Origin of the sequence: Lysobacter sp. CCNWLW3 (assembly GCF_036697405.1) — a bacterium.
Lineage (GTDB): Bacteria > Pseudomonadota > Gammaproteobacteria > Xanthomonadales > Xanthomonadaceae > Lysobacter.
This window is the reverse complement of record NZ_JBAHWA010000001.1, coordinates 741,486-753,677: the sequence shown is the minus strand read 5'-3', so window position 1 is coordinate 753,677 and position 12,192 is coordinate 741,486. Positions and strand designations below refer to the sequence as shown.

Sequence of the window (12,192 nt, the reverse complement as noted above, 5' to 3'; positions counted from 1 at the left end):
AGTTCTTAGGCGCTTCCTTGATAGATCAAGGCCTGCAGCCCGTATCGCTCCGCAATTTGAGTCATTGGGGCGCCGGCCACGAGCGCATCAGCGGTTCCTGTCTCGCCCGCAAGCAAGGCGCCGACGCGCCTTTCACTAGCGGGCAGACCGTGCGCGTTTTCCGCCGCCACGTTTGGCATTCGCACGACCTTGCGCGAACTCCGGGAAGGTCTCCGTCAGCGGCGCCGAGTCCGGCAAGATGTAGAACACCCCGCCGCGCTCGAACGTCGGAAGCATGACCTGCTCGTAGAACTCGGGCGAGACGTTGATGCAGCCATGAGTGATGCGGTTGTCGTCGGGCGAAGGCGACGCAAGGCGTTCGGGGCGTTTCTCGGCGGGGACGCCGGTGGCGGTGGGGTGGATGGAAACCGCGGAGTCGTAGTCCACCCACAGCACGCGCCCAGCGTCGATGGACGGGCCGAAACCGCCAATAAAGCGGCCGGCAGGCGTAGTGCGATCGCGGCCCGGAATCTCGCGAAGCGCGACACCGGCGATGCCCGGGGCGGTGTGATCGCCGACCGCCGAGCCGAAGAGCCCGGGGGCCGCGCCGCGAAGCCGGCCGTCGCCGCCGAACACCAGGATCTGTGCGGCGGCTTTGTCCATGATCGCGAACGGATAGCCGTGGCTGTCCTTGGATGCGACCACCCAGCCCGCGAGCTCAACCACCATGTCGGACACTTCTTGGCGTGGCGGAAGCTGGTCGACGGCGGCCACCGGTTGCGCGGTGGCCTCTTCGGCGCTGGCCACGCCGAAGCCCGTGCACGCAAGCGCCAACACCAGCGCGCCACTAGCGGCGCGGATCGCAGGGTGTATGCAAGTTCGGATGGGGCGATTCCTTAGAACGAAGATTGAGTGAAGAAAGGAAACCGGCGGCCTGCGAAGGCCCCCGGATCCCGGATTCGAACCGTTCGTCACGAAAAGCGGTTAACCGCGCGGCTTCCGGTGCGGCGCCGTTTCGAGCTGCTGGACACGGCTTTCCATCTGATCCAGCCGTTGATTGGCCTGCTGCGCGGACTGATTGGCGGACTCGGCGCTCTGGGCCGCGCTCTGCACCTTCGTGTCGAGTTGGTCGAGGCGCGAGTTGATGCCTGCGAACTCCTCTTTGTAGGTGGCGCAACTGGCAAGACTCAAGGTGGCGACGATCGCCACACCGAGCGTACGCGCCATCGTCAGATGTTGTTTGGTCGGAAACATTGCACTCTCCTTCGTCTGGGGTCTCCGGAATATAGCGGCCTTTTCGCTGGAGTTGCGACCCTGCCTTCAGCTCACGTTGGAATACGTGGACGGACTGTGAAGATGGGGCGAAGTGTGGGAGTTGTGGCTCGAATCCCTCAGTCTCCACGAACGCCCACCGCACTTGATCGACTATCTTCGCCCTGCGCAGTCACCAATTCCCACCTGAGTGAACAACAGACCTTAATAGGCGAGCCGCTTTTACACCGACTGATCCTTCAGAGACTTCGTCGACTACTCCCAATTCATCGGCGAGGAGCACCGGCCGTCGAATGCGACTAGGCGGTCGACACGGTCTCTCCCGGCATCACTACCGAGCCGCGCGCAACGTCGGCTTCGGGGCGAAAGCGGGCACTGGCGGTGCCCACGCGACGGCCGTATCCGGCTTTACGGAGCGAGATTTCGCGGAAGCGGCGATGAACTAGGGGCTCTGATCGCTATCGGCCCGGTAAGTCCCCCGAATTGCGGAGCAGACTTAGGAGCTGCGGAGCAAAACAACGGGCGCAAAGGGTGCAAAGGGCACCCTTTGTGTAAAAGAACTACTTAAAAACAGTGTGCCGGAAGTGGGAGTTGAACCGCAGGCCTTTAATGCGGCGAATTTTGAGTGCTTACGAGACTCCTTGATATGTCAAGGGCTAGAAGCTGATTTTCTATCCGCAAAATGGGCAGCTTTGCGACGCGCAACTCTATGATCCCCAAGAATCCGCAATTGCGGAGCGCCAACCGCCGTCCATAATGGGCCGAAAGCAGGCATCGCTATCGCCGGCTTCCTGGCCTATCGCGGATGTCCGCTTTCGGCCAGAGAGAGGGATTCGTCGACGACGAAATGCCAAACTCCACAGGATTGATTATCCTGAGCGTGCCATCGAATTCTGGGGGCGTCGGTGAAGATATTCCTGTTGATCTCATGGCTGCTCGCATCAAGCTGCGCTGTCGCGTCGGATCTTGCAAACGCGCTCCCTGCGGAAGCGACACAGGCGCTCCACTCCACTGGGCATGCCGTTATTTACTCCCTGGAGCCCTGGGCCGATCCCGACAAGAATGTCGTGCGGCTGCAGGGATACCAAATCCTTGGGAGATCCGATTTGAGCGACGCGCAGAGGTCGATCGCTGTCGGCGCGTTTGATTCGGCGCTCGCCGGATGGGAAGGGGCTATCGCGGCGTGCTTCGATCCGAGGCACGCACTCCGAATCCAGTTCGAGGGACACGCGTACGACTTTCTCCTCTGCTACTCATGCCAACAGGTGGAAGTCTTCCGGGACGGCAAGATGATCGGTGGCGCCGGAATTACGGGCTCCCCCGAGGTACTCAACGACCTAATGACGAGCTTGCAGCTTCCGCTTTCGCACTCCCTCGAGGACATGGAGAAGGGCCAGCAGGCCGAGATTGCCCGCATTGAGGCTGGTCAGAAGCGTTTCCTCGCCGCGATGCCCCCGTCCATCAAACCGTTCTGGGATGCGGACGCCAATCTCCAGTCGGGGATCCCGCCGTTGCCTATGGCGGATCTCCGCGCTGCGTTCACATCTGCAAATCCCGATCGCGATGCGGCAATCCGCGTGCTGCTCGTCTGGTTCGGGTCCGGAACCGGGCGCTGGTCGGGCTTTCCTGGTTACGAGGACATTGCAGGTCAATTGTTGTTGGATTACCCCACCGATCGCATTGTCGCGGTTGCGCAGGCGGCCGATACGAGCGAAGCATTGCTGGAAGGCGCGGCTCGGTACTTCGCCGGATGGGGTTTCTCCAAGCGCCATCCCTTGGACATAGCCCTCGTTCCTGCGTCGCTCAAGCAGCGTCTGCTTGAACACACGTTGCGCACGGGGGATGTCGATGACGAAGATCGACGCGACCGCGCGAAGCACGCGTTCGCGAAGTAGGGGTGTGTCTCTACTGCGAACTCTGTTGGCATAGCGATGGCCGGCTTGAGTCGAGAATTGCCCAGCTCGGCCGGCCGACTCACGCCCGGCTACATGGCTGAACGGGCTTGCCGGAGCGAGAATTCGCAAGGAGTCCGCGTCGGACCAGGCGCACCCGCCTCCCACAGCTCGAATTGGGGGGCAAAATTTGCGGGTGCGAAGCAAAAACAAAGGGCGCTTTAGGCGCCCTTATGCCAGGAAACTACTAGAAACAGCTGGTGCCGGAAGTGGGACTCGAACCCACACGCTTTTAAGGGCGGCGGATTTTGAGTCCTTAGGTCATTCCTTGATAGATCAAGGCCTGCAGCCCGATTTCCGCTCCGCAATTTGAGCCATTTTCCGGTCCGTAACCCCCTGATTTGGCTTGTTCCGCATTGTTATTGCGGAGCGCCCTTGAGTGTCCGCTACCGGCCATAAGTGGTCGTTCGCCAACACCTGAGTCTAAGCCGAGCCGCGAAGTGGCTCCGGCTTGAGTGAATTGTTAGGCCGCGTCACCGCGAGGCGTCGAAAGCATGGCAGCCCTCTCGCCGGTAAGCTTAACTATGGCGGCCCTAGACGCGTACTCCTTTTTCATTGCTTCTAGGCTCGCCATTAGGTAGGCAAAGCAACCCAGCAGCTTTCCCCTGACATCGTGATGTTCGTCCGGGTCAGCCTCCGATTGCGGGAAATCGGCGAGCGTTGAATCAATGAAAGTTTGTATCTTTCTATCGCGGTGGTCAGAGCTGAGGCGATGAGCAAAGTCATTGCGCAGCGTGTTAAGCGCACTAAGTGCATGCCAAATGGGCTCGTTTGGATGATGCAGGTTGAGCGCTCGTACTAAGCTGAGCTTCTGGCTGAAGCCCAACTTTGCCTCGATGATGTGTCTTGGGGTAATGGCCCACTCTTCGATCATCGCGAGCAATAGTTGCTCGACGTGAAGGTGCCCGCGAAGAACGAGGTCAAGGGTGTCGTCTCCACGATCGAGGAGGCTCATCACTCGAGCCCAGCCGGGGCCGCCAGAAAGATCGTCTGTCATAGCGGCCTAACGCCTGAATTAAACCGTGCCGCGAAGCGGCATCGGGTTGAACGAATTGTTAGGGGTAACTTACAGAGCATCTTCACAGAGTGCCTTTAGCAAGTTCGGTGATATCGAACTGCGAATACTTTTGTTGGCTGAAAGGTAGCCGATTACGTTGCCGCCCTTGATGATCATGGGTGGGCTGGACGAGAATTCGTTGAAAGGAGAGTCGGAGCTGAACTCGTTCCCGAAGGTTGAGAACTCATTCCAGATCGAGTCACTACTGAACTCGTTTCCGTAGGTGCCAAATTCGTTGAAGATTGAGTCGCTGTCAAAATTATTGGTGATTTTGCCCAAGACGGTGTTTTTCGAATCCTGTGCGACGATCACGGAGCCATTGAGCCTGCTGCAGATATCCTGGGCGTGCGCGGGGTTGAATCCCACTGCTGTGACGATCAGAAAAAGAATAGTGAGTGAACGAGAACTCATCATTGCCCCCTAAGCTACCTAATAAAGGATCCGCGGGGGGTATATCTGCTGCCACGCTCCCCCGAATTTGGCGCATGCCGCGAGATTACGGAACCTGGGGCCGGCTAACAAGCCGGCGTTTACCGGATCCAGTGGGTCGGGTTAGCCGGTCTAATCCATGGCCTTTGGGTCGAAAGCGCGCTATGGCGGTCGACCGCCCCAATGTTCACCTGACGGCCGCGTCTGGCTTTGCGAAGCAAAATTTCGCGAGGAGGCAGCGTTGGACCAGAGGCTCTGATCGCTATTTTGCCCAGCAAGTACCCGAATTGCGGAGCAAAATTTGCGGGTTGCGAGGCAAAAACAAAGGGCGCTTTAGGCGCCCTTATGCCAGGAAACTACTAGAAACAGCTGGTGCCGGAAGTGGGACTCGAACCCACACGCTTTTAAGGGCGGCGGATTTTGAGTCCGCTGCGTCTACCGATTCCGCCATTCCGGCGCGGCCGCAGAGTATAGCCGAGCGCGGGGCCTGTCGTACCCCCGCGAATGGGGTTGGGCGCTCAGAAGCCGCCGTAGCGGGCCATGGCGGCGGCCAGGACCAGGATCGCGGCGATCAGGATCAGCTCGAAGCGGATCACGCCGCGCTGGCGGGCGACGTCGGCGGCTTCGGGCAGGAAGGCGGGGTTGGCGCTCAGGGCCTTGCGCCAGCGCAGGAAGCGCAGGGTCGGCAGCAGCGAGAGCAGGCCGATCAGGACGTAGGCGCCGAGCTTGGCGTGGAACCAGGGGTTGTGCATGTAGAAATCGCTGCCCTTGGCGCCGTAGAACACGCGCAGCAGGCCGGCGACCAGGAGCAGGCCGGCGGCGGCGCCGTAGCCGGCGTCGATGCGGGCCACGCGGTTGAGGGCGGCGGCGTCCAGCGGGCCGCGCAGCAGGGTCGATTCGGCGACCAGCATGGCGATCAGGGCGAACACCAGCAGATGGTGGAAGGCGGCTAGCAACAGATCGGTCAGCATGGGGCGCTCGGCTGTTGTGACGAGTGGTGGAGGGAGTTTAGGCGCGGTTGGCGCTGCGTGCGCGCATGGGGTGCAACGGCATGGATTGTCGCTGCACGCAGTGCGCCTAACAGGGCTATGGCGTGATTTTGTGCGAACGCCGGCGCCCGCAGCGGCGGGCGCCTAGGAGCGTGGCGCGATCGCGACTCGCATCGCTCCCAAGGGCGCTTGCTTTGCGGCGCTAGGGGTCAGGCCGCTTGGTCGGTCTTCAGCGCCTTGTCGACGCGCACGAACCATTCGCCTTCGCGCGGCACGAACATCGAGCAGGCTTCCATCGGCGCCTTGTAGATGTGCAGCGAGACCGCGACGTTTTCGCCGCTGGCGTTGCGGATGGTGTGGTATTCGTGCGGCGGGATCAGGCTGCCGGCGCTGCCGGGGCCGGCGTGCATGCCGCCAGCGGCGCGGAAGCGGAAGTCGTCGCCGTCGCGCTCCAGCAGCTCGTACTGGGTGATTTCCAGCTCGCCGTCCCAGACGCCTTCCACGCACCACAGGCCGCAGTGGTCGTGCACCGGCGTGCCCTGGCCCGGGCCCCAGGTCATGGCGACCACGCTGTAGCCCAGGCGCGGGCTGCGGTAGATCTCGCGGCGGGCGTAGTGGTCGTCGATCGCGTCGAACACGCACTCGGGCAGCTGCACGTCGCGGTCGCGGATCATCCGGCACAGGGTGTTGCGCAGCGCGGAGGTGACCGCATGTTCGTCGCCGGCGTTGACGGCGTCGTCGATGGCCGCGACCAGCTTGTCGTGGCCGGGGAAGTCGAGGTCGGGTAGGACCTCGGCCTGATGACATCGGGTTATGTCCATATAACCATTCTAGCCGGTCGCGAGGGCGCCGGCACGCGCCGGCACGGCGCCGCGGACGGGTATCACAGCTCGGCGAGAAAGCCCGCCACCGCCGGCCCGAAGCGGCCGATGTCGACCAGGAAGGCGTCGTGGCCCTGCGGCGACTCCAGCGGCAGGAAGCGCGCGTCGGCGCCGCCTGCGCGCAGGCCCTCGGCGATCTCCTCCTGCTGCTGCAGCGGAAACAGGATGTCGGTGCGCACGCCGATCGCCAGCGCCTTGTCGACCCGGATCTTGGCCAGGCCGGCGCGGGTGTCGGCGGGGCCGGCATCGTCGGCCCCGCGCGCGTAGTCGCCCAGGTCGAACCAGTCCATGGAGCGGCTGAGGTAGAGGTAGCAGTTGGGGTCGAAGCGGCGCACGAAGCGGCGGGCATGGCCTTCGAGGTAGCTTTCGACTTCGAATTCCAGGCCGAAGGGCTCGTCGTCGGCGCGGTCGGAGTCCAGACGCACGCGGCCGAAGCGGCCGTCCCATTCCAGCGCCGAGCGGTAGGTGATCACGCCCAGCTTGCGCGCCATGCGCATGCCGGCCTCGGGGTAGCTGCGCTCGTCGTAGCGGCCCTGGTACCAGTGCGGGTCCAGCCGGATCGCTTCGCGCTGCAGCGAGCGGATCGCGATCGAGAACGGCAGCGCGCGGGCGGCGCCGGAGATGTTGATGTGGCCGTGGGCGATGCCGGGGTGGCGGATCAGCAGGGCCAGCGCGGTCATGCCGCCCATGGAATTGCCGATCACGCAGGCCAGGCGCTCGATGCCCAGGCCGCGCACGACCAGGGCGGCGGCGTCGGCGCCGTCCTCGACCGAGAGTTCGGGGAAGTCCAGGCGGTAGGGCTCGCGCGTGGCCGGATTGATCGAGGCCGGGCCGGTGGAGCCCTTGCAGCTGCCCAGCGAGTTCACGCAGATCACGAACCAGCGTTGGCTGTCGATGGGCTTGCCGGGGCCGAGCATGGCCTCCCACCAGCCCGGTTCGGGATTGCCGGCGTTGGCCGCGGCGTGCGCGTCCGGCGACAGGCCGGTGACGATCAGCAGGGCGTTGTCGCGCGCGGCGTTGAGTTCGCCCCAGGTCTCGTAGGCGACGCGGGCGCCGTCGAGGCGGCCGCCGCGCTTCATCGGGAAGCCGTCGGGCAGGGCGAAATAGCGGGTGCCGGGCGGAATGAATTCGGTCATGCCGGGTTGCTGCCTTCCTGGTTGCGGGCGCGGCGCGCTGGAAGCGGCGCCTGCGCTAGGGGGACCATTTTGCCTGCGGCGGCGCGATGGGGGTAAGCGCGGGTGGTAATGGGGTGATGCCGGAACGCATGTGGCGCGGCCTATGGAGGGGCGTCGAGCCGCCCGGGTGACGGCGCGACGTTCGAACTGATCGCTGGCGCGGGGCTTATTCCAACCGGTCCCGGCCCAAACGACCAGCGTTCGGGCATTCGCGGACGCGCGAGCCGGGGGCTCGCAAGCAGCGTCCGTTCACCCCGCGCGTCACCCCGCGCGCGCAAGACGGGCTAAGAGCGGCTTTATGGAACGACCTGGTCGATGGTGATTTCGAGCGTGTTCTTGCGGTCGGTGCGCACGGTCTGCGGCTTCGAGGCCAGGTCGCCGCTCTGGGCGATCGCCTGGCCCGAGGCCGAGACGCGCGCGAGCACCGCGACCTGTTGCAGTTGCGACAGCTTCATCGTCGGCATCGGACTGTCGCCGTCGTCGAGCACGACCTCGACCGGGAAGTCGCGGGCCGCGAGCTTTTCCACCGCGACCGGCATCGGCGGTCCGTCGGGCTGGCGGGCGAGCACGAACAGGCTGGCGTCGGCCGGCAGCTTGGCGGCCAGCGCGGGCGCGAGCGTCACGCGGACCTTGAGGCCGCCGGCGGACGTGCTTGCGACCGGCGCCGGCAGCGGCGCCAGGCCGGCGTCCTTGCGCGCGGCGTCGATCTGCTCGCGCAGGCTGGCGGAGGTGCGCGGGTCGACCACGGCCAGCAAGGGCTCCCAAGTGCTCGCGGCTTCGGCCGGCCGATCGGACTGACGCAGCGAGATGCCCAGGAACCAGCGCGCGCGCTGATGCATGGGCTGGATCTCCAGCGCGCGCCGCAGCTGCGCGACCGCGTCGGCACCGAACTTGCGGCCGTCGCTGGCGAGGGCGCCGATCTCGGCGCTTTCCACCAGCAGGTCCGGGTCCTCGGGGGCGAGCTTGAGCGCGCGCGCGCTCGCCGCGCGCGCCTTGTCCAGGCGCCCGGCGTCGGCATAGGCGCGCGCGAGCAGGCGCCAGCCGTCGATGCGGTTGGGTTCGCGTTCGAGCTGGGCTTCGAGCTGGGCGATCGCGTCCTGCGCGGTCGCGGGCGGCTCGCGGCGCACGGGGTCGAGCGCGTCGGGCGTGCCGATCAGGGCGTAGGTCAGGCCGGTGATCAGGACCAGGCCGGCGAACACGCCGGCCGCGGCCATCGGCTTGGCCTGCCACAGCGGACGCAGCACGAAGGCGAGCACCAGCAGGACCAGCGCGGCGCTGGCCAGTACGAACGCGGTCATTACCATTCCTCGTTGTCGTCTTCGCCGTCGCCGCGCGGGCGTTCGGCGGCCGCGGCGCGCGCGCGGCCGCGCACGATGGCGGCCACCGCAAAGCCGCCGGCCAGCAGCACCAGGGCCGGGCCGAACCACAGCAGCCAGGTCTTGGATTCGACCTGCGGGCGATACAGCACGAACTCGCCGTAGCGCGCGACCAGGAACTGCTTGATCTGGCGGTTGTCCTTGCCCTGGCGCATCAGCGCCAGCACTTCGCGGCGCAGGTCGTGGGCGATCTGGGCGTTGGATTCGGCCAGCGATTGGTTCTGGCACATCACGCAGCGCAGCTCCGCGGCCAGAGCGTGGAAGCGCGCTTCCTCGCCGGCGTCGTGGAATTGCAGCGGCGCGGGGTCGTTGGCGGGTTGGGCGGACAGCGGTGCGGCGGCGACCAGGGTCAGCAGGGCGCTTAGGGCGAGGCTGCGCAGGGTGTTAAAAGCGAATCCCCCTCGGTCCCCCTTTTGCAAAGGGGGAAGACCAATCGGTGCTGCGAGGGATTCATCAGTGCGGCGGCTGTTCCCCCCTTTGCAAAAGGGGGGCAGGGGGGATTCGCTTTTCATCGCGTCTTCTCGACTTCCGTCAGCGCCGGCAGCAGCTCGTCGCGGATCGTCGCCTCGCTCATCGGGCCGACGTGCTTCCAGCGCACCACGCCCTTGGCGTCCACCAGGAAGGTTTCCGGTGCGCCGTAGATGCCCCAGTCGATCGCGACCTTGCCGTCGTAATCGGCCAGCACCATCCAGTACGGGTTGCCGTACTGCTCCAGCCAGCGCATCGCGTCGGCGTGTTCGTCCTTCCAGTTGAAACCGATCACGCGCACGCGCTTGGTTTCGGCGAAGCGGGTCAGCACCGGATGCTCGTCGCGGCAGGCCGGGCACCAGCTGCCCCAGACGTTGAGCAGATAAGGCGAGCCGCGCAGCTGTTCGGAACTCATCAGGCGCCCGGCTTCGTGCAGCACCGGCAGCGAGAACTCCGGCGCGGGCTTGCCGATCAGCGGCGAGGGCAGGGCTTCGCGATTGGGGTTGCGGCTCAGCCACACGCCGGCGGCGAGCAGCACGGCGAGCACGGCGAACACGGCCAGGGGCAGCCAGCGGCTCTTGTTCATGCGGGTTCGCCTCCCAGGGCGTCGTCGTCGCGCGGGCCGTCGACGGGCGCGCTGCGGTGATGGGCGAGAACCGGCTCAAGCGCCACGGGCGCGTGCGGTGCGGGTTCGGATTCGGCGACGAGCTTGGGACGGAAGCGCCGATCGGCCGCGGCGACGAAACCGCCCAGCATCATCAGCAGCGCGCCGGCCCAGATCCAGCGCACGAACGGCTTGATGTGCACGCGCATGGCCCAGGCGCCGTCGCCCAGCGGTTCGCCCAGGGCGACGTAGAGATCGCGGCTCAGGCCCGGGTCGATCGCGGCCTCGGTCATGACCTGGCCGCCGCTGGCGTAGGCGCGCTTCTCCGGATGCATCACGCCCAGCAGGCGATCGTTCTCGAACACGGTGACGCTGCCGCGGTCGGCTTCGAAATTCGGGCCCTGGCGGTGGGCGACGCCGTCGAAGCGGAACGCGTAGCGGCCCACCTCGACGGTCTGGCCGGGCGCCAGGGCGAGCTCGCGCTGCTGGCTCAGGCCTTCGGTGAGCAGGGCGCCGATCAGGAATACGGCGACGCCCGCGTGGGCCAGGGTCATGCCCAGCATTTCGGCGGTGTAGCGGTTGCCGTCGCCGCGCAGGCGCGTCCACACGAAACGCAGGGTGCCGGCCGCGACCCAGACCGCGCCGCCGACGCCGGCGGCGACCTTCCACGCGCCCTGGGGGGCCATGAAGTAGGCGCCGATGGCCGCGCCGAGGGCCAGGCCGGCCCAGGGCAGCAGCATCGCGGCCGGACGCGAGAGCTGCTCGCGCTGCCAGCGGAACAACGGGCCGAACGGCAGCAGCAACACCAGCGGCGCCATCAGCAGCAGGAACATCAGCGCGAAGTAAGGCGGGCCGACCGAGAGCTTGCCCAGTTCCAGCGCGTCGGCCAGCAGCGGGTACAGCGTGCCCAGCAGGACCATCGCGCAGGCGGTGGTCAGCAGCAGGTTATTGGCCAGCAGCAGGGTTTCGCGCGAGCTGGCCTGGAAGGGCTTGCCCGGGTCGTCGGAGGGCGCGCGCAGCGCGTACAGCAGCAGCGAACCGCCGATCACCAGCCCCAGGAAGATCAGCACGAACAGGCCGCGCGAAGGATCGGCGGCGAAGGCGTGCACGCTGGTCAGTACGCCGGAGCGGACCAGGAAGGTGCCCAGCAGCGACAGCGAGAAGGTGGCGATCGCCAGCAGCAGGGTCCAGCCGCGGAAGCTGCCGCGCTTTTCGGTCACCGCCTGCGAATGCAGCAGCGCGGCGCCGGCCAGCCAGGGCATGAAGCTGGCGTTCTCGACCGGGTCCCAAAACCACCAGCCGCCCCAGCCCAGTTCGTAGTACGCCCACCACGAACCCAGGGCGATGCCCAGGGTCAGGAAGGCCCAGGCGATGTTGGTCCAGGGCCGGGTCCAGCGCAGCCAGCGCGCGTCGACCTTGCCGTCGAGCAGGGCGGCGATCGCGAACGCGAACGGCACCGCGAAACCGACGTAGCCGATGTACAGCATCGGCGGGTGGATGATCAGGCCCGGGTCCTGCAGCAGCGGATTGAGGTCGCGGCCTTCGGCCACCGCCGGCAGCAGGCGCGCGAACGGGTTGCTGGTGAAGATCAGGAACGACAGGAAGCCGACGCTGACGATGCCCATCACGCCCAGCACGCGCGCGATCACCGCTTGCGGCAAGGCGCGCGAGAAACGCGCGACCGCGCCGGTCCACAGCGCCAGCACCAGCGCCCACAGCAGCAGCGAGCCTTCGTGCGCGCCCCATACCGCCGAATAGCGGTAGCCCACCGGCAGCAGCGAGTTGCTGTTCTCGGCGACGTACTTGAGCGAGAAATCCTGGACCACGAAGGCGTGGGTCAGGATGACGAACGCGGCCGCGACCAGGGCCAGCTGCGCGTAGGCGGCCGGGCGCGCCAGCGCCATCCAGGCGGTGATGCCGCGTTGCGCGCCCAGCATCGGCAGCAGCGCCTGCAGGGCGGCGATCAGCAACGCCAGGATCAGGGCGATCTGGCCGAGTTCAGGCAGCATG

11 protein-coding genes, 1 tRNA gene and 1 pseudogene are annotated in these 12,192 nt (G+C 65.9%); 1 reads left to right on the top strand and 12 read right to left on the bottom strand.

Going from position 1 to position 12,192, the window contains the following annotated elements:
- Positions 1–135: 135 nt before the first annotated feature.
- Both V1318_RS03410 and V1318_RS03405 read right to left on the bottom strand, forming a co-directional pair.
- Complete coding sequence (locus V1318_RS03410; protein WP_332938328.1) at positions 136–819, bottom strand: hypothetical protein; 684 nt, start codon at positions 817–819, stop codon at positions 136–138.
- A gap of 144 nt (positions 820–963) precedes the next feature.
- Entirely contained in the window at positions 964–1,233 is a 270-nt protein-coding gene (locus tag V1318_RS03405) for a hypothetical protein (RefSeq protein WP_332937691.1), read from the bottom strand.
- Between the two features lie 923 nt (positions 1,234–2,156).
- Here V1318_RS03405 and V1318_RS03400 point away from each other — a divergent pair.
- Positions 2,157–3,146 carry a hypothetical protein gene (locus V1318_RS03400; RefSeq protein WP_332937689.1) on the top strand — a complete coding sequence of 330 codons (990 nt, stop codon included), beginning with the start codon at positions 2,157–2,159 and terminating at the stop codon, positions 3,144–3,146.
- Between the two features lie 520 nt (positions 3,147–3,666).
- Here V1318_RS03400 and V1318_RS03395 read toward each other — a convergent pair.
- The 10 genes and pseudogenes from V1318_RS03395 to V1318_RS03350 form a co-directional block, all read right to left on the bottom strand.
- Positions 3,667–4,158, bottom strand: a complete 492-nt coding sequence (locus tag V1318_RS03395; protein ID WP_332937687.1) for a hypothetical protein — start codon at positions 4,156–4,158, stop codon at positions 3,667–3,669.
- A 111-nt stretch (positions 4,159–4,269) separates the two neighbouring features.
- Positions 4,270–4,671: a hypothetical protein gene (locus V1318_RS03390; RefSeq protein ID WP_332937685.1), complete on the bottom strand. Its 402-nt coding sequence runs from the start codon at positions 4,669–4,671 to the stop codon at positions 4,270–4,272.
- A 388-nt stretch (positions 4,672–5,059) separates the two neighbouring features.
- A tRNA-Leu gene (locus V1318_RS03385) sits at positions 5,060–5,146 on the bottom strand.
- A 61-nt stretch (positions 5,147–5,207) separates the two neighbouring features.
- Positions 5,208–5,660: a DUF2214 family protein gene (locus V1318_RS03380; protein ID WP_332937683.1), complete on the bottom strand. Its 453-nt coding sequence runs from the start codon at positions 5,658–5,660 to the stop codon at positions 5,208–5,210.
- Between the two features lie 227 nt (positions 5,661–5,887).
- Positions 5,888–6,499, bottom strand: a complete 612-nt coding sequence (locus tag V1318_RS03375) for a cysteine dioxygenase family protein (RefSeq protein WP_332937681.1) — start codon at positions 6,497–6,499, stop codon at positions 5,888–5,890.
- Between the two features lie 62 nt (positions 6,500–6,561).
- Positions 6,562–7,695 carry a homoserine O-acetyltransferase gene (locus tag V1318_RS03370; RefSeq protein WP_332937679.1) on the bottom strand — a complete coding sequence of 378 codons (1,134 nt, stop codon included), beginning with the start codon at positions 7,693–7,695 and terminating at the stop codon, positions 6,562–6,564.
- A gap of 335 nt (positions 7,696–8,030) precedes the next feature.
- A complete protein-coding gene (locus V1318_RS03365) occupies positions 8,031–9,032 on the bottom strand; it encodes a tetratricopeptide repeat protein (RefSeq protein ID WP_332937678.1) in 1,002 nt (333 codons plus the stop codon).
- Positions 9,032–9,490 (bottom strand): cytochrome c-type biogenesis protein, encoded by a 459-nt coding sequence (locus tag V1318_RS03360; protein ID WP_332938326.1) that lies wholly within the window; start codon positions 9,488–9,490, stop codon positions 9,032–9,034. The genes V1318_RS03365 and V1318_RS03360 overlap by 1 nt, the downstream gene beginning before the upstream one ends.
- A gap of 128 nt (positions 9,491–9,618) precedes the next feature.
- Positions 9,619–10,164 (bottom strand): DsbE family thiol:disulfide interchange protein, encoded by a 546-nt coding sequence (locus V1318_RS03355; protein WP_332937676.1) that lies wholly within the window; start codon positions 10,162–10,164, stop codon positions 9,619–9,621.
- 128 nt (positions 10,165–10,292) lie between these two features.
- Positions 10,293–12,191, bottom strand: a pseudogene (locus tag V1318_RS03350) (heme lyase CcmF/NrfE family subunit); the annotation flags it as partial.
- Position 12,192: the final 1 nt, after the last annotated feature.